This is a genomic window from Azoarcus sp. Soil_N_20, from assembly GCF_057656155.1.
In genome coordinates, this window is sequence record NZ_JBDGKX010000001.1 from 668,663 (window position 1) to 690,129 (window position 21,467).

Genomic DNA, 21,467 nt, shown 5'->3' on the forward strand with positions numbered 1-21,467 from the left:
GGTGCAAAGCGAGGCCGCCAGCGCAGGCCCGGCAGCGCGGCGTGCGATCGGGCCTGCCGACATACGCGAATTCCGTGCCAGGCGAGCGTGGGCAGGCAGAACGGGGGGCCGGCACGGCGGTCGCGGGCGCGCATGGCCGTTCGGCGCCGGTTGGCGCCATCCCGGCGCCAGGCTCCGCCCGATGGAGCAGGCTGCCCGGAATGCGTGACAGCCGCGGTGACACTGTGTCCTGCCGCCGAGGTGTCGGCGCTGCCGGAGTCCCGCCAGGGGGGCGATGGGGCGTGTGGAATGGACCTTGCTCATGGCTATCCAACATGCGTCGGCTGTGGCGGGAAGACCCGCAGGCAGCGCGACATCCGGCACCCAGACTGCGCTACCCCCATGATCACTTCCCTGGCTCCGATCGCTACCGTGTCTTCCTCGCTTATCCCCGTGCTGGTGGAGGCCCCGGCGCGGCTGCACCTCGGGTTTCTCGATCCCAGCGCCAGCCTCGGGCGCAGGTTCGCCAGTCTCGGCCTGGTGATCGACGGCATGGACACGCGCTTGCACCTGGCCGCAGCGAGCCGCAACGAAGTCGTGGCCACATCCGGCGACGCCGTGCGCGAACGCCTGGCGCGCCATCTGGTCGCACTGCAGCGCGAGACCGGGGTCGATCAACCCTTGCGCGTGACCGTGTGTGACACGCCGCCGGCCCATGCCGGGTTCGGTTCCGGTACCCAGTTGGCGCTCGCCCTTGGGCACGCCTTTGCCAGCGTGCACCGGCTGGACCTGGGTACCCGGCGGATCGCCTTAATGCTCGGCCGCGGCGAACGCTCCGGAGTGGGCATCGCCGGGTTCGAGCGTGGCGGTTTCCTGCTCGACGGCGGACCCGGGCCCGACGGCATGGCGGCGCCACTGCTGGCGCGTGCCGCCTTCCCGGCCGGGTGGCGCGTGCTGCTCGTACTGGACGAGCGCATGGACGGCCTCCACGGTTCGGCCGAGCGCTGTGCCATGGGCAGCCTGCCGCCCTTTCCCGCGGAACTCGCAGCGGAGCTTTGTCACCAGGTGTTGATGCGGGTCCTGCCTGCCGCGCTCGAAAGCGATTTCGACCCGTTCGCCGCGGGGGTGTCCACCGTTCAGCAACTGATCGGCGAGTACTTCGCGCCGGCCCAGGGTGGCTCCATGTACACCAGCGCGGCGGTTGCGCGAGTGCTGGAGTGGATCCGTCCCCGCTACCACGCCGGTATCGGGCAGAGCTCGTGGGGACCGACCGGCTTCGCCATCCTGCCGTCGGCGGCGCGCGCGGCCGAGGTGATTCTCGCCGCGCGCGCCGCCGGTGTGGTCGATCCGGCGCTGCATCTGCTGGTGGTGGGCGGGCGCAATTACGGCGCCCGGGTGAGCAACGACAAGCTTCCTCCCTTGGATGGCCGCTGAGGCGGGCACAGCTCCGCCTCCGGCCTCCTTTTTTGAATTCCTTCTCCGACTGACTTTGCGGACACGCCCATGGAACGCCAATACATTCTTCACATGTTCACCCCCGGCAAACAGATGAGCCCGTTCGACATCAACATGGCGGTCGATGCCGGATACCAGATCGTGGCGCCGTATTGCGAGGTGACTGCCGCGCAGATCCGCGGCCTGACCCAGGATGCGATCTTTTCCCGTGGCCCCAAGGGGGTGAAGGCCACCGCCATCTTCATCGGCGGGCGCGACGTGCTGCTCGCCGCGGACATGCTGGATACTGCCCGCGAGGCGATGGTGCCGCCTTTCCAGGTGTCGGTGATGGCCGATCCCAGCGGCTCCTACACCACCGCCGCGGCCCTGGTGGCCTGCGTCGAGCAGCAGTTGCGGCAGGTCCACGGCACCGACCTCGCAGGCAAGCGCGTCCTGATCCTGGGTGGCGCCGGCACCGTGGGGCGCATAGCCGGCGTGCTCGCGGCCGGTCTCGGGGCGCGGGTGGCCCTCGGCCACCACCGCGAACTGGCGATTGCCGAGGAGGCTGCCCGGGCCACCGGGGTGCGCTTCGATTGCGTGCTGCACGGGGCGGATACGAGCACGCCGGCGGCACGTCGGGCCGCACTGGCCGAGGCCGACGTGGTGCTCGCCACCGCAGCGGCGGGCGTCCAGGTGGTCAGTGCCGAGGAGCGCGCCGCGGCGACCCGGCTGCTGGTGGCGGCCGACGTCAATGCGGTGCCGCCGGAGGGCATTGCCGGCGTCGGCGTGATGGACGACGGCAAGGCACTGCCCGAGGGGCGCGCGGTCGGTGTCGGCGCGCTCGCCGTGGGCAACGTCAAGTACCAGGTCGAGCACCGCCTGCTGGCGGCGATGCGCGGTGCCGACAAGCCCCTCTATCTCGGCTTTCGCGAGGCCTTCGCGATGGCACGCGAGGTCGTGGCCGAGAAATCGGCCACGCAGGGCTGAGCGCGGCCGCCGGCGACGCGAGGCGACACCGGTGACCACCGTGCTCGCGCTCGCCGGCCTGTCGGTGCGCATGCTGGTCGAAGCAGCGAACGACGGCGGCCTTCGCTCGGTCGCGCTGGATCTGTTCGGCGATGCCGATACCCGCCGCGCGGCCCGCGCATGGTGGCCGATCGGCGATCCCGCACGACTCGCCATCGACGGCGAAGCCCTGCTCGCGGTCCTCCACCGCCTGCGCGGCGCGGGCGTGGCGGGATGGGTGGCGGGCAGCGGTTTCGAGGGCATGCCCGGCGTGCTCGCCGCCGCCGCGCGGCTGCTACCGCTGATCGGCAATACGCCGGAGGTCGCCGCCGCGGTACGCGACCCGGCCTGCTTCTTCGGCCGCCTCGACGCGCTGCGCATTCCCCATCCGGAGACTCGCCTCACGCTGCCGCCGGACGCCGCCGGCTGGCTGCGCAAGAATGCCGGCAGCAGCGGCGGTTGGGACGTGCGCCCGGTCGGGGGCGCGGCGTTGCCGGGATCGCACGCGATGGGCGGCAGCGCGGACCCGGCGTGGATCCACTACCAGCGTGTGGTGCCTGGCCTGCCCATGTCGGCGCTCTTCCTGGCCGATGGGCGGCGCGGCCACGTGCTCGGCGTCAATCGCCAGATCGCGCGCAGCCTGGATGATCGCCCCTTCGTCTTTCGCGGCTGCATCGGCCCGCTGCCGGTGACGCCCGCGCTGCGCGATGAAGTGCACGACATCATCGATGTCCTCGTCGAGGACTTCGGGCTGCGCGGGCTCAATGGACTCGACTTCCTCCTCGACGGTGATCGGCTGAACGTGCTCGAACTCAACCCGCGGCCTCCTGCGAGCATGGCGCTGTACCGCGATGCACTGCCCGGCGGCCTGGTCCGCGCCCATCTGGCGGCGAGCCAGGCCGGGCGTCTGCCGGTGGCCGCAGTGCGCGTGCCCGCGCGGACGGCGGCTGCGACCGCGGTGCGCGGCTTCGAAGTGGTGTTCGCCCGCGCGTCCCGTCGCGTCGACGCCGCGGCCACCGACACCCTCGCGCGCCGCCCCTGGTGTCACGACCTGCCGCTGGCCGGCAGCCATCTCATGAGCGGCGCGCCGGTGTGCACGGTTTCGGCGGCGGCGGACACCGCAGCCGAGGTTCAGGCCCTGCTCGCGCGACGCCGAAGACGAATTCCCTTCCTGCTGGAGCAACACGATGAATCAAGCCTCAACGCCCCCTCCGAGCCTCGTATCCCCGGGCAACACGTGCTTGAGTGTCAATGAACTGGCCGCGCCGCTGGTCGCCGACCTCATCGCCCGTGCCGTCCAGCTGCGCCTGGGCGTGGAGCGCCTTGCCAATGGCGTGACCGTGGTCGACGGCGGTATCGGCGTGCCCGGCAGTGTGGAGGCCGGCCTCGCCATCGGCGAGATCTGCATGGGCGGACTGGGCCGCGTGCGGCTGGCCACCGAAGGCCCGGGCAGCGCCACCGCCTGGCCGACCTGGCTGGAAGTGGACAGCGCGCAGCCGGTGCTCGCCTGCCTCGCCAGCCAGTACGCCGGCTGGAGCCTGGCAGCGAGCAAGGAGGAGGCGGGCGGCAAGAAGTTCTTCTCCCTCGGCTCCGGCCCGGCGCGGGCGCTGGCCGGACGCGAGCCCTTGTTCGAGGAGCTGGGCTACCGTGACCGGGCGGACCGCGGCGCGGTGCTGGTGCTGGAGGTGGACCGGACGCCGCCGCCGGTGGTGATCGACAAGATCCTGCACGACTGCGGCCTCGAACCGGCGCAGCTCACCCTCATCCTGACCCCCACCAGCAGCCTCGCAGGGTCCACCCAGGTGGTGGCGAGGGTACTCGAAGTGGCCCTGCACAAGGCACACGAACTCGGCTTCGCGCTCGGCGACGTCGTCGGCGGCAGTGCCCGCGCGCCCTTGCCGGCGCCCAGTCCCGATGGCGGCGTGGCGATGGGGCGGACCAACGACGCGATTCTCTATGGTGGCCAGGTGCACCTCACCGTGGCAGGGGACGGAGCGGCCGCGCGCGAGCTCGCGCGCTGCCTGCCGTCGGACACCGCGCGCGACTACGGACGCTCCTTCGCCGACATCTTCCGTGACTACGACTATGACTTCTACAAGATCGACCCGGCGCTGTTTGCCCCGGCCGAGGTGTGGGTGAGCAGCCTCTCCACTGGCCAGACCTGGCACGCCGGCAAGACCGATCTCGCGCTGTTGCGCGGCTTGTGGCTGGAGGAAGCATGAAGACCTCGGCCGGCGCCGGCGGCCCGCGTGTCGCCATCCTCACCGACGAGACCGGTTGGCATACCGGACGCCTGCGGCGTGCCCTGGCCCACCGCGGCTTCGACGGGCGCTGCGCCGATCTCGAGGACTGCCGTTTCGATACCGCGCGCTCCGGCCCCGGGATCGTGATCCCCGGCTTCGGCCGCGAACTGCCGGTGGCCGTCATCGTGCGCGGCATCGCCGGCGGCAGCCTGGAGCAGGTCACCAAGCGTCTCGGCATCCTGCATGCGCTGCGCGAACTGGCGGTGCCGGTGTACAACGACGCGCGCGCGATCGAACGCAGCGTGGATAAATCGATGACCAGCTTCCTGCTTCACCGTGCCGGCATCGCCACCCCGCCGGCGTGGGCCATGGAATCGGAAGCGCAGGCGCGGCGCCTGGTGATGGCCGAGACTGCCGCCGGCCGCTGCCTGGTACTGAAACCGCTGTTCGGTTCGCAGGGCAAGGGCTTGCAGCGGGTGGGGCTGGTGGACGGGGCGCCGGTCGCGCTCCCCGACCTTGCGACTTATGGCCGGCTCGCCTACCTGCAGCGCTTCGTGCCGCAGCCGGAAGGTCCCGGCTGCCCCGGTTTCGACTGGCGGGTGCTGGTGGTGGGGGGGCGGGCGCAGGCGGCGATGAAGCGCGTGAGCCGGCACTGGGTGCGCAACGTCGCGCAGGGTGCGCGCTGCCTTCCTGCGGTGCTGACCCCCGCCATCGCCGTCGTGGCCGAGGCCGCCGCGGATGCGCTGGGGATGGACTACGCCGGCGTGGATCTGGTGCCCGACGCGACCGCCCCCGGCGGCGCCCAGGTGCTCGAGGTGAACGGCGTGGCGGCGTGGCGCGGCCTGCAATCGGTCACCGATTTCGACATCGCGCAGGCGATGGTGGACGATCTGCTGCAGCGCCGGCTCGGCCTCGACCTCGCTTCGCCGGCGCTGACCGGCACCGTGGTATGCGCCGGGTGAACGGGGACGGCGTCGCTGGATGGCTCGCTCGCGGGCAGGCGGCCTTCCTGTGGGCCTGTGGGCTGGATGTGGCGGTGCGCAAGCCGGGCAACGTGAGCGTCGCCTCGGCCGGCCATGCCATGGAGGCGGCGCAGTTTCTGGCCAGTGCCGAGGCGGCGGCGGGTCCGCTGTTTGCGCGCGGGCTACCGGTGGGCGAACGCATCGAGGGCGCGGTGGTGGCGACCCGGGCCGCCGTGGGCTGCAACACCAACCTCGGCATTCTGCTGCTGTGCGCGCCCCTGGCCGCCGCGCTCGAGCGCCTGGGCGCCACCGTCGCGCCGCCTGCGTTCGTGCGCAGCCCCGACCGGACTGCCGGCGACCACGGTGGCGCAGCGGGCTGCGAGCCGGCCGCACTGGGCGCGGCCGTGCGCGGCGTGCTCGCCGCGCTCGACGTGGCCGACGCGCGCGCCGCCTACCGCGCCATCGCGCTGGCCAATCCGGGCGGACTCGGGCGCGCCCCGAGCCAGGACGTGGCCGCGCCGCCCGACGTGAACCTGCGTGCCGCGATGGCACTTGCGGCGGAGCGCGACAGCATCGCCCGCCAGTACGCCGACGACTTTGCGGAGATCTTCGGCGACGGATTTGCCGCACTCGCGGCCTCGGACGGCTGTCTGGCCGGCGCGGTGCAGACCCTCTTCGTGAGCTTGCTCGCCGGCCGCCCGGATTCACACATTGTGCGAAAACTCGGAGCGGGCGTGGCGCAGACTGTCACCGCCGAGGCCGCAGTGTGGCGCAGCCGCCTCCACGCCGATCCGGCCGCGGGCGACAGCGCCGCGTTCGCGCAATGGGACGAAAGCCTCAAGAGCGCCGGAATCAACCCCGGAACGAGCGCAGACCTCACTGTATGCACGCTTTTTGCTGCCGCGCTGACCCGCCCCGAGCTGATCGGCATGGCGCCCGACGCGACCTGGCATGGATCGTGTATTCACCAAATCGGCATCGGACCTTTTCCGACGTCCGATACAACGACAACCCTTCTTCCCGGAAGGGCCCGCTGACACTAAGAGGAGCGTAACGCAATGGCAAAAATCGATCGAATGATGGTAGGGGAATCGCTGGTAGGAGACGGTAACGAGGTCGCGCACATCGACCTTCTGATCGGACCCCGCGGCAGCGCTGCCGAAACCGCGTTCAGCAACGCCCTGACCAACAACAAGGACGGCTTCACGTCTTTGCTCGCCGTCGTTGCCCCGAACCTGCTGACCAAGCCGGCGACGGTGATGTTCAACAAGGTGACCATCAAGGGCGCCAAACAGGCAGTGCAGATGTTCGGCCCGGCGCAGCGCGGAGTCGCGATGGCGGTGGCGGACAGCGTCGAGGACGGCACGATTCCGCTCGCCGAGGCGGACAATCTGTTTGTCTGCGTCGGCGTTTTCATTCACTGGCTGGCCGAAGACGACAAGAAGATCCAGGAGTACAACTACCAGGCGACCCGTGAGGCGATCCAGCGTGCGGTAGCGGGGCAGCCGAGTGCCGCCGAGGTACTGGAGAAGAAGCGCACGGCAGAGCACCCGTTCGCCGCCCACTAAGGGTAACCGGGGGCGCGCCGTTGGGCCGATGCTGGCCCGGCGCGCGACCCATGGAAAAAGCCGAAGGTATCCTTCGGCTTTTTTTCGCTTGCGCGGACGTCAGTCGGCGCGCGCGTCCGGGATCAGGCCCGAACCCAACAGATGAAGGACCTCTGCGGCACGGCGGGGAGCGGGATGCTCGCTGGCGGCGCGGCGGCGCTCGATGACCACGCCGACGCCTTCCACGTCATCGAACTTGCCCGGCTTGGTCACGGCGACGCGCAGCCAGTGGGCGCCGAAGCGGCTGAGCAGCAGCGTTGCGATCGCCTCGGCGAATGCCTCGAGGAGCTGAAAGCGATGGGTGGCCAGGAGTTCGCGCAGGGCGGCGCGCACCTCGCCATAGTCGATGGTGTCGCCGATTCGGTCGGTACTGCATGCGAGACTGCGCGGCAGGCCGGCGCTCAGGTCGATGCGCACCGGCTGGGGGGCGTGCAATTCGTCGTCGCAGATGCCGATGATGGTGTCGCCGCGAAAGCCGTCGATGAAGATGACGTCCATCGGCGGCGGGCTGTCGCTCGCGGGCACGGGGCTGGCGGGCAGGCGCTGCAGTGGGTGGGGCGAGTGCACGATGGCGGACTCCTGCGTGAGGGTTTCCAGGGCGCGGCGTACCGGACTGCGGATGCCGCCCGGGGAATGAAGCGAAAAGCAGGCCAGGGTTGCAATGGTGCAATGCACAAGCAAGAATCGTCCCATTCGGGGTGTCGATCATGGAGCAAGGGGCTTATACTCGAAGCGAAATCAGTCGCGTCCAGCGAACGCGACGCCGGTCTGTCGCCGCGAGGCGGCCGCGACCGGCAGGCCTCCAGCGCAGGGGGCCGCAAACCGCGGTGACGCGACAGGGCACACCAGATGCCATGCACCCACCGCGAGTCGGTACGCAGCAACGGAGGAGACGATGAGCATTTCAACCATGCCCGGACCGCGGGAGCATGCTCGGCGGGTGCACGAGGTGGTGGATGGCCGCGCGCGGTCCGTGACCACCGATCAGGTGACCCGTTCGTGGACGCGCTGCCTCACCGACTACCGTCTCGATCCCGAAAAGCCGCGGCGACCGGACGTCCTCGCCGAGCGCCTGCTCGAGAAACACCGCGAACGTGCCAGCGATATCATCGAGTGCGCCAAGCTCGAGATGACCACCCTGTTCCAGCAGTTCGGCGACCGCGAGTCGGCGGTGGTCCTGGTCGACACCGACGGCGTCATCCTGCACATGGTGGCGGCGCCCGAATTTGCCGGCGTCATGCGCGAGGTGGGTTTTTGCGCCGGTGCGATCTGGAGCGAGTCGGCGGTCGGGACCAACGGCATGGGGACCTGCCTGGTGGCGCGCGAGCCGGTGGTGGTGCGTCAGCAGGACCACTTCTACGGCGCCTATACCTCGCTGACCTGTTCGGCGGTGCCGATCTTCGATCCGGACGGCGAACTGGTCGCCGTGCTCGACGTTACCAGCCGTTCCCAGCTCATGCAGCAGCACTCGCTGGTGCTGCTTGGCATGACCGCGCAGATGATCGAGAACCGCCTCCTCGATCTGCGCTACCGGGATGCCTGTCCGATCCACTTCCACAGCCGGCCGGAGTTCGTCTATACCCTCCACGAGGGCAAGCTGGTCGTGGCCGAAGACGGCAGCATCCGCGGCGCCAATCGCAGCGCCTTGTTCCAGCTCGGTTTTCCGTCGATCGACGACATTCGCGGCAAGCAGATCGACCAGGTGTTCCAGACCACATTGCCGGACATCCTGCAACGCAGTGCACGCAGCTCCTTCCATCCCATTCCGACCTTCTGCGCCGGGCGTTCCAGCCGGTTCTTCGTGGTCGCCCAGCAGCCCGCAACCGTTTCCCTGGTGTCGGTCGAGCGGGTCGGCGTGGCAGTGCCCGCCGCTCCGGCCGCGCCGGTGAGCGACAGTGCGGCTGCCCGCCAGTTCGGCGATGCGCGCATTCTTGCGCAGATGGGGGTGGCCGCCCGGGTCATCGCCAAACGCATTCCGATATTGCTGCACGGCGAGACCGGGGCGGGCAAGGAAGTCTTCGCGCGCGCCCTGCACGAAGGCAGCCCGTACGCCGCCGGCGCGCTGGTGGCGGTGAACTGCGCATCGCTGCCGGAGAGCCTGATCGAGAGCGAGCTGTTCGGCTATCGGGCGGGGGCATTTACCGGCGCCCAACGCACCGGCCGGCGCGGCAAGATCCTGCAGGCCGACCGCGGCACGCTGTTCCTGGACGAGATCGGCGACATGCCGCTCACGCTCCAGGCCCGTCTCTTGCGTGTCCTCGACGAGCGTCGGATTTCGCCGCTCGGCTCGGAGGACGTGATTCCGGTGGACTTCCAGCTGGTGAGCGCCACCCATCGCGACCTGCCCAAGCTGGTGGCCGAAGGCGTGTTCCGCGAGGATCTCTACTACCGGCTCGCCGGCCTGGAGGTCACCCTGCCGGCGCTGCGCGAGCGCAGCGACAAGCGCGAACTGCTGTACCGGGTGCTGGAGGAGGAGGCCGGCATGCGCATGGCCATCGATCCCGACGCGGAGGCGCTGCTGATGACTTACCCATGGCCCGGAAACCTGCGCCAGCTGCGCCATGTGCTGCGTACTGCGGCCGTCCTCGCCGACGGCGGCCGGCTCAGTCTGGCGGCTCTGCCGCCGGTCCTGCGCCAGGGCGTGCGCGAGCGCCTGGAGCCGCCAGCGCCCGCCACCGTGATGGCGTCCGCAACTGCCGCCGAGGCGGCAGCCGATGTCGACGAGGTGTGCCTCAACCCTGTCCAGGCCAGCGAGCGTGCGGTACTGCTCGGCCTGCTCGAAGAACAACGCTGGAACGTAAGTAATGTCGCCAAGGCCCTCGACGTCAGTCGCAACACCCTCTACCGCAGGCTGCACCGACTGCGGATCCCCCTTTCCCACAGCGACGCCGTTGCCGACTGAGCATGTGCCGCCCGAACACGGCCGGGCCAGAGACCCTGCGCGTCGCCATCGGTTTGCGTGGACCCTCACCGGGTCCGGCCATTTCCTGACCGAATCCCTGGAACTCGCCTTTCGTCTGCCGCAGGTGGATTTCTTTCTGTCCGCCGCGGCGGAAGAGGTGCTGCCGCTCTACGATTACCCGATCAAGCGCCTGCGCGAACGCTTTCGCGTATTTCGCGACAAGAGCGCCAGCGGGCGGCCGGTGGGCATGCTCTACGACGACGTGTATCACACCGTGGTGGTGGCGCCGGCGACCAGCAATACGGTGGCCAAGTGCGCCCTGGGGCTGTCCGACACCCTGCCCACCAACATGTTCGCTCAGGCCGGCAAGCTCGGCATCCCTGGCATCATCTTTGCGTGCGACACCGAACCGGTGGTGATCACCAAGAGCCCGAGCGACTGGGTCGAACTGCGTCCGCGCAATATCGATCTCGAGAACGTGGAGCGCTTGCGACGGATCGAACACTGCCGGGTGGTGGAATCGGTCCCAAGCCTGGAGCAGGCCCTCAATGCACGTCTCGCGGAGCTGTCGCTGAAATGGAGCACATTGTCTTCCTGACGGGACGGCTTGCGCAGCACAGCCTGGAGCGGGTGCTCGCCGGCATGACGCCGGCGCCCTTTACCTGGGAGGTGCGCGAGATCGGCCTGCAGGTGGCGGGGCTGATGACTGCGGATCTGATCCGCCGGCGAGTGTCGCCGCCGCTGGCGGCCGACCGCGTGATGGTGCCCGGTCGTTGCCGGGGCGATCTCGAGGCCTTGTCCGCGCACTACGGCGTGCCGGTGGAGCGCGGGCCGGAAGAGCTCAAGGACCTGCCGCGCCATTTCAACCGTCCGGCGCGCGCGAGCAGCCTCGCCGACTATGACATAGACATTTTCGCCGAGATCGTCGACGCGCCGCGCCTCGGGGTGGACGCGATCGTCGCCCGGGCCGCGAGCCTGCGCGCGGACGGCGCCAACGTGATCGACCTCGGCTGCCTGCCGGCGACCCCGTTTCCCCATCTGGAGGAGGCGGTGGCTGCGCTCAAGGGCGAAGGACACCGGGTGAGCGTGGATTCGATCGACAGCGGCGAGTTGCTGCGCGGCGGCCGAGCCGGCGCGGACTACCTGCTCAGCCTGACCATCGATACCCTGTGGATCGCCGACGAGGTGGCCGCCACCCCGATCCTCATTCCGCGCGAGCCGGCCGACGAGGCCTCGCTGCATACCGCGGTGGAGGCGCTCGCGCGCCGCGGCCGACCCTTCCTCGCCGATTCCATCCTCGACCCCATCCCGTTCGGCCTGCTCGCTTCCCTGTGTCGCTACCAGCGCCTGCGCGAACGCTTCCCCGAGGTGGCGATCATGATGGGGGTCGGCAACGTCACCGAACTCACCGAGGCCGATACCAGCGGCATCAACGCGGTGCTGTTCGGAATCGCCGCGGAACTGCGCGCGCGCGCGGTGCTGACCACCCAGGTGAGCAACCATGCGCGGCGGGCGGTGCGCGAGGCCGACGTCGCCCGGCGGGTGATGTACCAGGCGCGCGAGACGAGTTCCCTGCCCAAGGGCTTCACCGAGGCGCTGATGACGGTGCACGGCAAGTATCCGTTCCCCGACTCCGCCGAGGAGATCATCGAGACCGCCCGTGCGGTGCGCGATCCGAGCTTTCGCGTGCAGACCGCGCTGGACGGCCTGCACGTCTATAACCGCGACGGCCATCACGTGGCCAGCGACCCGTTCGAACTCTTTCCCCGTCTCGGTCTGGAAGGCGACGGCGGCCACGCGTTCTACATGGGGGTGGAACTCGCGCGCGCGGAGATCGCGTGGTCGCTGGGCAAACGCTACAGCCAGGATCAGGCGCTGGACTGGGGCTGTGCCGCCGAACGGCGTGCGGAAGATCTCCTCCACCACTGCGCGCCAGCGCCCACCCGTCCGCGCCGCCAGCCCCAGTCGCAGCCGGACCTCCCACCCCAGGGCGACCAGTACGCCCCTTCCCCTCATGCCGATGATCTTTGAAACCCTGGTTACCACTGTCGCTGCGGACGGCACGGTGCATTGCGCGCCGATGGGCGCGCAATATGCCGGCGACGAGGTGGTGCTGATGCCATTCCGGCCATCGACCACGCTCGATAACATCCTTGCCGGCGGCTGTGCGGTGCTCAATCTGAGCACCGACGTGCGTATTTTTGCCGGCTGCGTCACCGGCCGCCGCGAATGGCCGACCCTGCCCGCGGAGCGGATCGCCGGACGCCGGCTGAGCGCGGCGCTGGCTCACGTCGAACTGCGCCTGCTGCGCTGCGACGACGACCCGCAGCGTCCGCTGCTGCGTATGGGCCGGGTATGGGAGGGCACCCACGGTGCCTTTCCCGGCTTCAACCGCGCCCAGGCCGCGGTCATCGAAGCCGCGGTGCTGGTGAGCCGGCTGCGCATGCTGCCGCCGGACAAGGTGGACCGCGAACTGGCCTATCTGCAGATCGCAATCGACAAGACCGCGGGTCCGGCGGAACTCGAGGCGTGGAGCTGGCTTACCGGCGCGGTGGCGGCGTTTCGCGCCGGCCCGGCCGATGCGAAGGTGGCGGCATGATCGGCTTTCTCGCCAGTGTGCGCGACGTGGACGAGGCGCTGGCCGCGGCCGCCGCCGGTGCCGACTTCATCGACCTCAAGGAGCCGCGCGCGGGCGCGCTCGGCGGCCTGCCCGCGGCGCGCATCCGGGACATCGTCGGCGCCCTGCGCCGCGTCCATCCGGGGCTGCCGATCAGCGCCACCATCGGTGACCACGCCGCCGACGAGCTGGCACGGATCGACGACCAGGTGGCGGTCGTCGGCCGCTGCGGTGTGGACTACGTCAAGGTCGGCGTCGCCGGGGGTGAGCCGCCTGCGCAGTGCGCGCTGGTGGCGCGCCTGGCGGCGGCGCCGTGGCCGGTGGTGCCGGTCTTCATCGCCGATCGGGGGCTGGTCGGGGAGGCCATCGCGGCGGCCTGCCGACTGCCCTTTGCGGCGCTGATGATCGACACCGAGGATAAGGCTGTCGGCAGCCTGTTCGACTGCGTTCCGTCGGCCACGCTGGCGGACTTCGTCCGGCGCGCGCGCCTGGCCGGCAAGCTCGCCGGGCTGTCGGGTGCGCTCCGCCTTCACCACCTGCCCCAACTGGCTGCGCTGGCGCCGGACTTCGCGGGTTTCCGCGGCGCCCTGTGCGACGGCGTGCGCACCGGCGTCCTCGACCCCGACAAGGTTCGTCACATGGCGCGAGCCTTGCGCACCCACGCCCGGAATGCGGCTGCCGAGCTCTGTACCGACTGAGCCGCGGTGAAGGCGCCGCGCGCCTGCTGCGGGTGCGTGGCGTAAATCCGGCACGCGCAGGGGCCGGCAAACTTCACGGCGCCCGATCGCGACTTCAGCAGGGTGGGCTATCGAGCAGCAGTTCACGCATCCGCGCCAGATCGGTGCGTTCCAGAAGATGGATGGGATAGGCCGCCTCGGCGGCGAAGGTGGGGAAACGGCGATCCACCACCCCGTCCGCGGCGAGGTTTTCCCACTGGACCGCGGTGGGCGGTGCCAGCGGCACCGGGCAGGACTTCACCAGGATCACCCGCTCCGCATTGAGGCGGTTGGCGAGCCATAGCGCCAGGCTGTCCGAGGTGACATCCCAGGTCGTCAGTTCGTCGGCCTGGCGGCGCAGGAGTTCGAGGGGCATCCACAGGGCCACCCGTCCGCTGTGCACGGCGCGCTCCAGCTCGCGCTCGTCGGCGGCCAGCACCAGATCCTGGCACAGCCCCTGGAGCATGAAGGCGAACTGGCCCATGCCGAGGATGGCCATGTTGTGGGCGACCACGTCGTCCAGATGCCATTCGCTCTGGGCGAGCCGGGCCGCGTCCGCGTATGCGGCCCCACCGGGGACGATCACCACCCGGCCACCGCCGAGGTCGTTCAACTGTTCGAGCCAGTCCACCAGCAGCGGGTCCTTCGCCAGGCTGCCGCCGATCTTGATCACCCACATGGCTGACTCCAGTGCGCCAGAAGAAGTGCGACCGACACGCTCGGCGCACAAGTGTCCACCCAGGCACCGGCGCCGGGCGCCGCGAGGGGCGCCAGGTTGGCAAGCTCATGGAAGTGAACGAAGGGGCGACCGCTGCGCGCGGCCAGCTGGCGCGCCAGGAACAGACCGCAGCCGGCCCCCACCACCGGCGCATCGGCGGGCAAGCCCGCCGCGCGGGCGACGCGGGTGAGATGGATGGCGATCTCGCCGAGCATCTCCTCCCGCCAGCGCGCAGCGAGCTCGCGCCACTCCCCGGGCTCGGCGTCGCGGGCGTCCATGCCGATCATCCGCGCCAGGCGGCGGCAGCTCGCCGGCTCGCTCTTGTCGCCGCCATCGGCAGTCGGCTGCTGGTCGTGGGCGGGGTCGAGTTCGCCGGTCACGCGGAACACGTCGGCGCTGGTGGCGAACCACTCGTTCATGACGTTGCGGCTCCGCCTGCCGAACGGGATCTGGCGGGCGAGGGCGCACAGCGGGGTGCGGACCACCCCCATATACACCAGTTCGCCCGAGGCGAGGCGCTCGGCGTCGCTGCGCCCCTGCGGCCGCGGCTGGCCGTCGATGACGGGGATCAGATCGGTCGTGGTGCTGCCGATATCGACGAGGAGGGCGGCGCGGTGGCGGGCGCCGATCCGGTGCGCGGTGGCGAGCCAGTTGGCCGAGGCGATGTCGCGCCAGCGCGCGCCGGCTTCGGCGACCGTTGGCCAGTCTGCGACGCCGGCGAAGAACCGGGTGTCGGGACCGAGCCGGGTGGCGAGATGGTCGACGATGCCGAGCACCCCCGCCTCGCGGTGGGGGAACAGGTCGGTCATCTCCGCGGTCATGGTCACCGCGTGCCGGGTCGGGCCGAGTGCCGGCCAGCGCGCCTGGGCGGCGTCGATGGCGGCGTCGAGGTGGCACAGGCCCTGCCACAGCGGGGCGGGCCATTGCGCGACGTCGCGGATGCCGCCGTCGACCAGCAGGCTGGCCTTGACGTGGGCGCCACCCACGTCCCAGCCGATGAGCGGTGCGGCGGGGTGGTGCTCAATGGGCGACATCGGTGGCGCTCTCCGGGTGACGGGCACGCAGGATCTCGCCTGCCAGATTACGGCCGAGCGCGGCCGAGAGCCCCACGTATGAGCAGGTGAGGCGTGGGTTGATCTCGATCACGACCGGCCCGCCACGGCGGCCGTCGGCGGCCGCCGCGCGCCACACCAGGTCGACCCCGACATAGCCGGCGAGGCCCGGCACCGCGTCGGCGATCCGCTGGGCGAGGCGGGCCAGCAGGCGGCCGTCCGCATTGTCGAGCGCGATCACTCCGGCGTCCACGCCGTGGTAGGCGACCGCTTGCCCCGGACGGGCGACGATGCGCTGGCGGTTGATGCTCAGGACCTCGGCCCGGCCGTCGGTGCACAGCACGGACAGGCTCAGCGGGATGCCGTCGATCCAGCGTTCGAGGGTGCTGGCCATCCCACGTGCGAGGCGGCTCTGCAGGTCCGCGCATGCCTGCGCAAAGTCCGTGTGCAGGTGGGTCGCCACGCAGCCGGCACCGTCGTCCGGCTTGACCACCCAGCGCGTGCCGAGGGTCGGTTCGGCCTGGCCGGGATGCCATGAAGCGGGCACCGGGATGTCGTGGGCGGCGAGCACGGCACGCGTGGCCGCCTTCGACGAGGCGAGGCGAATGGCCGACACGGCGCAGCCCACTCCGTGCCCGTGGCCGACCGCTGCGGCCAGGGTGGCGAGCAGGCCGTCGCTCTCCGGGGCGATCACCCAGACCCGGTCGTACCGCTGGGCCTGACCGGTCAGGAAGTCGGCCGGATCGCAGGCCGCATCGGGGTGCACCGCATGCACCCCTGCCAGCGCCGCACCCAGCGGCGCGTAACGGGCGGTCGCGCACGACACCGCGACCTGCTCCAGGCGCTGCAGATCGGTGGCCACCGCGTCGCGCATCGCCACGCCCTGGGCGAGGAGGTCGGCGCCAGGGGGCGCCGGCGGCGCAGTGGCGCCGGCGCTGGCGGGTAGGCCGCCGGCGCTGATACATTCGTATACCAACACTCTTTCCTTCACTGTCATGCGTGTCATTCCTGTCATCGATCTCATGGCCGGCCAGGTCGTGCGCGCGGTCCGTGGGGAACGCGCCGGCTACCGGCCGATCCGTTCCGCCCTGTGCGCCGGCAGTGAGCCGCTCGGCGTGGCCCGCGCGCTGCTTGACTACAGCGGCGCCGATACCCTCTACATCGCCGACCTCGACGCCCTCCTCGGCGGAACGGCTCAGACGTCCATACTGGCGACCCTGCTCGCGGCGCTGCCGCAGACCGCGATCTGGCTCGACGGCGGCTTCCGCGACGCCGCGGCGTTCGCCGCACTCGCCCGCCAACTCGGCGTCGCCGGCGCACGGCTTACGCCGGTGTTCGCCAGCGAATCGCTGGCCACCGCGCAAGCAGCCCGGGGCTGTCTGGCCGACCCGCGGCGGGCCATCCTCTCGCTCGACCGGCGCGGCGATCTGCCGCTCGATCCTGCGTCCTGCTGGACCACCGAGGCGCTGTGGCCCGAGCGCATCATCGTCATGACGCTCGAGCGCGTAGGCGCCTTCGCCGGCCCGGACCTGCGGACCCTCGCCGCACTGCGCTGCCGGGCGCCGGGAGCCACCCTCATTGGCGCCGGCGGCATCCGCGACGCGGCGGACCTGCATGCCGCTGCCGCCGCCGGTGCCGATGCCTGGTTGGTGGCATCCGCGCTTCACGACCGCCGGCTCGCGCCGTATCCCGCCTCGCGCTGATCTGTCGGAAAAAGCGCGGACCGTGGCGGGCTTGCCGAGGGATACAAAACACGAACCATGCCAAGCGTCGTCCATCCGGTTCTGCGCCCGGCGGGCGACCGATTTGCCGTCGGCCGCAGGTGCCGACTGTTCGTATTCAGGAGCACTGTGTCACGGGGCATTGTGTAACCGTTCGCCGGGTGTATCGCCGCTTCGGCGGTGCGGCGGGAACGCCTCTTCCGCGCCTGGCAAGGTCCCGCCGTTGCTCCTGACCGCCGCGCCGGCTCCCGAATTCACGCCGCTGCCCGCCCGCGCAGGGACCGGTACACGGGGCTTGCAGCGGTGATGGCACGTCACTTGCGTTCGGCTTATCCAGGACAGCACCAAGGAAGGTTCCCGCTTGTCCCGGGAATGGTGGCCCGCGTGGGCCCCGAGCTTTGCAGCGATTGATGGTAGGTCGGACGGTTGTAACTGCCGGGGTTCGGCAACGGAAGCAGTCGGAAAATAAGAGGAGACATCTCAAATGAAACACAGCTTCAAGCATCAACTCGTGGCTGCGTGCGCCTGCGCTTGTACAGGAGTCGCAGTGGCCGACGTGGCGCTCGACAAGGCCATGCAGGATCCGGGCAACTGGGCCGCACAGGCGGGCGACAACTACAACCAGCGTTACAGCGCACTGAAGCAGATCACTGCGGCCAACGTGGGCAAGCTGCAGGTCGCGTGGACGTTCTCCACCGGCGTGCTGCGCGGCCACGAGGGCTCGCCCCTGGTGATCGGCGACACCATGTTCATCCACACCCCCTTCCCCAACAACGTCTTCGCGCTCGATATCAAGACCCAGGAGATCCTGTGGAAGTACGAACCGAAGCAGGATTCCGCGGTGGTGGCGCAGATGTGCTGCGACACCGTCTATCGCGGTCTGGCCTACGGTGACGACAAGATCTTCCTGCAGCGCGCCGACAGCACGCTGGAGGCGCTGGACGCCAAGACCGGCAAGGTGGTGTGGTCGGTGGTCAACGGCGATCCCAAGCTCGGCGCAGTCGCCACCAACGCTCCTCACGTATTCGGCGACAAGGTGATCACCGGTATCTCGGGTGGCGAGTGGGGCGTGCGCGGGCACTTGACCGCCTACGACATCAAGACCGGCAAGCTTGCCTGGCGTGCCTACAGCACCGGCCCCGATGCCGAGATGCTGATGGACCCCGACAAGACCATGACCTGGACCGACGGCAAGCTCGCGCCGGTGGGCAAGGACTCCTCGCTCAAGAGTTGGAAGGGCGACCAGTGGAAGATCGGCGGCGGTACGACGTGGGGCTGGTACAGCTACGACAAGGAGCAGAACCTGGTCTACTACGGCACCGGCAACCCGAGCACCTGGAACCCGTCGCAGCGCCCTGGCGACAACAAGTGGTCGATGACGATCATGGCCCGCGACCTGAATACCGGCGTGGCGAAGTGGGTGTACCAGATGACGCCCCATGACGAATGGGACTTCGACGGCATCAACGAAATGATCCTCGCCGACATCGACGTCAAGGGCAAGAAAACCAAGGCCCTGGTGCACTTCGACCGCAACGGCTTCGGCTACACCCTGGATCGCGTGACCGGCGAACTGCTGGTGGCAGAGAAATACGATCCGGCGGTCAACTGGGCGACCCATGTCGACATGAAGACCGGCCGTCCGCAGGTGGTGGCGCAGTACAGCACGGCGCAGAACGGTCCGGACGTGAACACCAAGGGTGTCTGCCCGGCGGCGCTCGGGTCCAAGGACCAGCAGCCCGCGGCCTTCCATCCCAAGACCGGCCTGTTCTACGTGCCCACCAACCACGTGTGCATGGACTACGAGCCGTTCGAGGTGGAATACACCGCTGGTCAGCCGTATGTCGGCGCCACCCTGGCAATGTACCCGGCGCCCAAGAGCCATGGCGGCATGGGTAACTTCATCGCCTGGGATGCGGGCAAGGGCAAGATCGCCTGGTCCAAGCCGGAGCGGTTCTCGGTGTGGAGCGGAGCGCTCACCACGGCCGGTGACGTGATCTTCTACGGCACGCTGGAAGGCTACCTGAAGGCGGTGAACCTCGCCGACGGCAAGGAGTTGTGGAAATTCAAGACCCCGTCCGGCATCATCGGTAACGTGTTCAGCTACATGCACGGCGGCAAGCAGTACGTTGGCGTCTATTCGGGCATCGGCGGCTGGGCCGGCATCGGCATGGCGGCGGGTCTCGAGAAGGACAACGACGGCCTCGGCGCGGTGGGCGGATACCGTGACTTGCAGAAATACACGGCGCTCGGCGGTTCGCTCACCGTCTTCGCGCTGCCCAACTGAGCTTGAGCGATGGGCCGCGGAGGTGACTTCGGTTGCCACCGCGGCACGTCGCGCAAGCGCAGTATCCCGGAGAGATGCCCGTCCGGCCCCGGGGCCGGACAGGGCGCCCCACCTCAAACACAGAGGAGACAGATCGATGAAAGGCGTTTTCTATTTTTCCATGGCGGCCATGATGGCGAGCGTCGCAGTTCCGGCGACCGCCCTCAGCGACAGCAATTCAGGCAAGCCGTTGTATTCGGTTTCCGACGGCTACAAGGTCGACGAGAACACCATGCAGGGCTTTCGGACCTGGCGTGCCGCGGCCTGCGACCGCTGCCATGGTCCCAACCAGGAAGGCATGGTCGGCCCATCGCTGATCGAACGGCTTAAGGTCCTCACTGCCGAGGAGTTCAAGGCCACCGTCCTCGAGGGACGCCTCGCCAAGGGCATGCCGAGCTTCGGTGAGAATCCCAAGGTCAAACAGAACATCGACCAGCTTTACGCTTATCTGAAGGGACGCTCGGACGGGGCGATCACCCGCGCCAAGGTCGTCGAGCAGGGGAAGTGACATCATGTCGCCCCATGCCTGTGTCCGGCGTCGCGGCCTGAGCCTGCTCCTTACGCTGGTCCTTGCGGGTGGCGCAGCCTTTGCCGATGCCGCGGACCCGTCGCCGCGCAAAGCGTTCCGCGTGTGCAAGGATCCGGGCAACATGCCCTTTACCAATGCCAACGGCGAGGGTTTCGAGGATCGGATTGCGGCACTGTTTGCCCGCCAGCTCGACCTGCCGGTGGAGACCTACGCCTTTCCCCAGCGTCTCGGTTTCATCCGCAATACGCTGCGCTTCAAGGTGCCGGGGGCCGACTACCCCTGCGACATCGTGATGGGAGTGCCCGCCGGCTTCGGCCAGGTCCTGCCCACCATGCCCTATTACCGCTCGACCTACGTGCTCGTGTTCCCCGCTGTGAAGGAACTGGCCGAGGTCCAGCGTGCAGAAGACTTCCTCGGCCTGCCGCGCGAGACCCTCGCCGCCCTGCGGATCGGCGTGTTCGACCGCTCGCCCGCCTCGGCCTGGCTCGACCGCCATAAGCTGGTCGATTCCGGCGTGCCCTACCGCCTGATGAGTCCCAACCCGGACGAAGCCCCCGCGCAACTCATCGCCCGCGACCTGGCCAGCGGGGCGATCGACGCCGCGGTGGTGTGGGGCCCGATCGGCGGCTATCTGGCGCGCCAGGCCAAGGACATGAACCTGCGGGTGGTCCCGCTGGCGTCGGAGCCCGGGGTCAAGTTCGATTATGCGATGGCAATGGGCGTGCGCTTCGGCGAGAAGGCCTGGAAGGCGCAAATCGAGGAACTGATCACGCGCAACCGGAAGGAGATCGCGGAGATCCTTGGCGAGTTCGGCGTCCCGCTGCTCCCCGAACCGGCGTCGCAGCCGGTGTCGACCGCTCCCGCAATGGACGGCAGCGGACCTCAGGTGGCTGTGGCACAGCCGACACCGCGGTGAGCGCCGCGGACAGAAGGGCGGGCATGCGCGCGCTGGTCGCGTCCTGCCTGCTGACGGTGGTGCTGCTGGGCAGCGGTTCGGTGGTGGCACCGGCCGCCGCCGCCGGCGAGGAGATCTCGCTCGCCGAGCGGCGCGTGTTCGTCGATCCCCATCTGGACGGTCTGCCCGCTGCCGCGACCCTGCACTACGACTACCGTCTGCGCGAGGCCGGGAAAGCGCCGGTGGAGGACGAAGTGGTCCTTGCCACGCAGGAAGACGCGCAGCGCGGACGGGTCGCCCAGGTCGACTACCTGCACGGCGAGCGACATCTGATGCTGCCCGAAGTCGAGCAGGCCAGCAGCAATCCGCTCATTCTGTATTTCCTCGAGGCCGACGTGCGCGCGATGCGCCGCCGCCTGGGGGGACAGGAGAACTATTTCCGGCGCCGCATCCGGCTTGCCCTGGTGGAGTCGGCGGAGTTGCGCGAAGTCGCGATCACCCATGACGGAAAAGCGATGCAGGCGACCCAGGTCGTGATCCGGCCCTATGCGAACGACGAACAGCGCGAGCGTTTCCAGGGAACGGCGCACAAGGCCTATCTGTTCACACTTTCGCCGCAGGTGCCCGGCGGCGTCTACGAATTGCGCACCGTGGTCGAAGACGAGACCGGCAGCGGTACGCCGCTGCTCGAGGAAACCCTGACGCTGCGCGCAAACTAGCCCACCGGTAACGGAGGGCGATACATCACGGATAGGGATTCG

At 69.6% G+C, this 21,467-nt stretch carries 21 protein-coding genes; 17 read left to right on the plus strand and 4 right to left on the minus strand.

The genetic code is table 11. The annotated features are described in order from the left end of the window. Nucleotides 1–411: 411 nt before the first annotated feature. From AC3A35_RS03150 to fae, 7 genes are all read left to right on the plus strand, one after another. Complete coding sequence (locus AC3A35_RS03150) at nucleotides 412–1,413, plus strand: beta-ribofuranosylaminobenzene 5'-phosphate synthase family protein (RefSeq protein ID WP_487434439.1); 1,002 nt, start codon at nucleotides 412–414, stop codon at nucleotides 1,411–1,413. 69 nt (nucleotides 1,414–1,482) lie between these two features. Continuing rightward, entirely contained in the window at nucleotides 1,483–2,400 is a 918-nt protein-coding gene (locus AC3A35_RS03155) for an NAD(P)-dependent methylenetetrahydromethanopterin dehydrogenase (protein ID WP_487434440.1), read from the plus strand. 31 nt (nucleotides 2,401–2,431) lie between these two features. Continuing rightward, nucleotides 2,432–3,673 carry an ATP-grasp domain-containing protein gene (locus tag AC3A35_RS03160; RefSeq protein WP_487434441.1) on the plus strand — a complete coding sequence of 414 codons (1,242 nt, stop codon included), beginning with the start codon at nucleotides 2,432–2,434 and terminating at the stop codon, nucleotides 3,671–3,673. Further along, nucleotides 3,660–4,640 carry a methenyltetrahydromethanopterin cyclohydrolase gene (gene mch / locus AC3A35_RS03165; protein ID WP_487434442.1) on the plus strand — a complete coding sequence of 327 codons (981 nt, stop codon included), beginning with the start codon at nucleotides 3,660–3,662 and terminating at the stop codon, nucleotides 4,638–4,640. The genes AC3A35_RS03160 and mch overlap by 14 nt, the downstream gene beginning before the upstream one ends. Further along, nucleotides 4,637–5,623, plus strand: a complete 987-nt coding sequence (locus AC3A35_RS03170) for an ATP-grasp domain-containing protein (RefSeq protein WP_487434443.1) — start codon at nucleotides 4,637–4,639, stop codon at nucleotides 5,621–5,623. Before mch ends, AC3A35_RS03170 begins: the two co-directional genes overlap by 4 nt. Beyond that, nucleotides 5,611–6,660: a triphosphoribosyl-dephospho-CoA synthase gene (locus AC3A35_RS03175; protein WP_487434444.1), complete on the plus strand. Its 1,050-nt coding sequence runs from the start codon at nucleotides 5,611–5,613 to the stop codon at nucleotides 6,658–6,660. The genes AC3A35_RS03170 and AC3A35_RS03175 overlap by 13 nt, the downstream gene beginning before the upstream one ends. A gap of 21 nt (nucleotides 6,661–6,681) precedes the next feature. Then, entirely contained in the window at nucleotides 6,682–7,191 is a 510-nt protein-coding gene (gene fae, locus AC3A35_RS03180; protein ID WP_487434445.1) for a formaldehyde-activating enzyme, read from the plus strand. Nucleotides 7,192–7,290: 99 nt separating this feature from the next. Here fae and AC3A35_RS03185 read toward each other — a convergent pair whose 3' ends face one another. Beyond that, nucleotides 7,291–7,923: a dihydroneopterin aldolase gene (locus tag AC3A35_RS03185; RefSeq protein WP_487434446.1), complete on the minus strand. Its 633-nt coding sequence runs from the start codon at nucleotides 7,921–7,923 to the stop codon at nucleotides 7,291–7,293. A 202-nt stretch (nucleotides 7,924–8,125) separates the two neighbouring features. On the opposite strand from AC3A35_RS03185, the gene AC3A35_RS03190 reads away from it, so the two are divergent. Genes AC3A35_RS03190 through AC3A35_RS03210 form a run of 5 tightly spaced genes read left to right on the plus strand, consistent with a single transcriptional unit; the run spans nucleotide 8,126 to nucleotide 13,447 of the window. Continuing rightward, the gene (locus AC3A35_RS03190; RefSeq protein ID WP_487434447.1) at nucleotides 8,126–10,132 is read left to right on the plus strand and encodes a sigma-54-dependent Fis family transcriptional regulator; all 2,007 of its coding nucleotides are present in this window, start codon (nucleotides 8,126–8,128) and stop codon (nucleotides 10,130–10,132) included. Nucleotides 10,133–10,136: 4 nt separating this feature from the next. Then, the gene (locus AC3A35_RS03195) at nucleotides 10,137–10,730 is read left to right on the plus strand and encodes a flavoprotein (protein ID WP_487434448.1); all 594 of its coding nucleotides are present in this window, start codon (nucleotides 10,137–10,139) and stop codon (nucleotides 10,728–10,730) included. Further along, nucleotides 10,709–12,163 carry a DUF6513 domain-containing protein gene (locus AC3A35_RS03200; RefSeq protein WP_487434449.1) on the plus strand — a complete coding sequence of 485 codons (1,455 nt, stop codon included), beginning with the start codon at nucleotides 10,709–10,711 and terminating at the stop codon, nucleotides 12,161–12,163. The genes AC3A35_RS03195 and AC3A35_RS03200 overlap by 22 nt, the downstream gene beginning before the upstream one ends. Continuing rightward, the gene (locus tag AC3A35_RS03205; protein WP_487434450.1) at nucleotides 12,147–12,731 is read left to right on the plus strand and encodes a DUF447 domain-containing protein; all 585 of its coding nucleotides are present in this window, start codon (nucleotides 12,147–12,149) and stop codon (nucleotides 12,729–12,731) included. Before AC3A35_RS03200 ends, AC3A35_RS03205 begins: the two co-directional genes overlap by 17 nt. Beyond that, nucleotides 12,728–13,447 carry a (5-formylfuran-3-yl)methyl phosphate synthase gene (locus tag AC3A35_RS03210; RefSeq protein ID WP_487434451.1) on the plus strand — a complete coding sequence of 240 codons (720 nt, stop codon included), beginning with the start codon at nucleotides 12,728–12,730 and terminating at the stop codon, nucleotides 13,445–13,447. Before AC3A35_RS03205 ends, AC3A35_RS03210 begins: the two co-directional genes overlap by 4 nt. A gap of 94 nt (nucleotides 13,448–13,541) precedes the next feature. Here AC3A35_RS03210 and AC3A35_RS03215 read toward each other — a convergent pair whose 3' ends face one another. The 3 genes from AC3A35_RS03215 to AC3A35_RS03225 are packed head-to-tail and all read right to left on the minus strand — an operon-like array spanning nucleotide 13,542 to nucleotide 16,232. Next, entirely contained in the window at nucleotides 13,542–14,144 is a 603-nt protein-coding gene (locus AC3A35_RS03215) for an amino acid kinase family protein (protein WP_487434452.1), read from the minus strand. After that, nucleotides 14,135–15,217, minus strand: a complete 1,083-nt coding sequence (locus tag AC3A35_RS03220; protein WP_487434453.1) for a hydantoinase/oxoprolinase family protein — start codon at nucleotides 15,215–15,217, stop codon at nucleotides 14,135–14,137. Before AC3A35_RS03220 ends, AC3A35_RS03215 begins: the two co-directional genes overlap by 10 nt. Then, complete coding sequence (locus AC3A35_RS03225; protein ID WP_487434454.1) at nucleotides 15,204–16,232, minus strand: ATP-grasp domain-containing protein; 1,029 nt, start codon at nucleotides 16,230–16,232, stop codon at nucleotides 15,204–15,206. The genes AC3A35_RS03220 and AC3A35_RS03225 overlap by 14 nt, the downstream gene beginning before the upstream one ends. Between AC3A35_RS03225 and AC3A35_RS03230 the strand changes: the two genes are divergently transcribed. From AC3A35_RS03230 to AC3A35_RS03250, 5 genes are all read left to right on the plus strand, one after another. Then, nucleotides 16,231–16,938: a HisA/HisF-related TIM barrel protein gene (locus tag AC3A35_RS03230; protein WP_487434455.1), complete on the plus strand. Its 708-nt coding sequence runs from the start codon at nucleotides 16,231–16,233 to the stop codon at nucleotides 16,936–16,938. The two genes, AC3A35_RS03225 and AC3A35_RS03230, sit on opposite strands and share 2 nt — an antisense overlap. Nucleotides 16,939–17,440: 502 nt before the next feature. Then, complete coding sequence (locus tag AC3A35_RS03235) at nucleotides 17,441–19,243, plus strand: methanol/ethanol family PQQ-dependent dehydrogenase (RefSeq protein ID WP_487434456.1); 1,803 nt, start codon at nucleotides 17,441–17,443, stop codon at nucleotides 19,241–19,243. A 136-nt stretch (nucleotides 19,244–19,379) separates the two neighbouring features. Continuing rightward, nucleotides 19,380–19,790 (plus strand): c-type cytochrome, encoded by a 411-nt coding sequence (locus AC3A35_RS03240; RefSeq protein WP_487434457.1) that lies wholly within the window; start codon nucleotides 19,380–19,382, stop codon nucleotides 19,788–19,790. Nucleotides 19,791–19,794: 4 nt separating this feature from the next. Then, nucleotides 19,795–20,727 (plus strand): quinoprotein dehydrogenase-associated putative ABC transporter substrate-binding protein, encoded by a 933-nt coding sequence (locus AC3A35_RS03245; protein ID WP_487434458.1) that lies wholly within the window; start codon nucleotides 19,795–19,797, stop codon nucleotides 20,725–20,727. A gap of 23 nt (nucleotides 20,728–20,750) precedes the next feature. After that, a complete protein-coding gene (locus AC3A35_RS03250) occupies nucleotides 20,751–21,425 on the plus strand; it encodes a hypothetical protein (RefSeq protein ID WP_487434459.1) in 675 nt (224 codons plus the stop codon). Nucleotides 21,426–21,467: the final 42 nt, after the last annotated feature.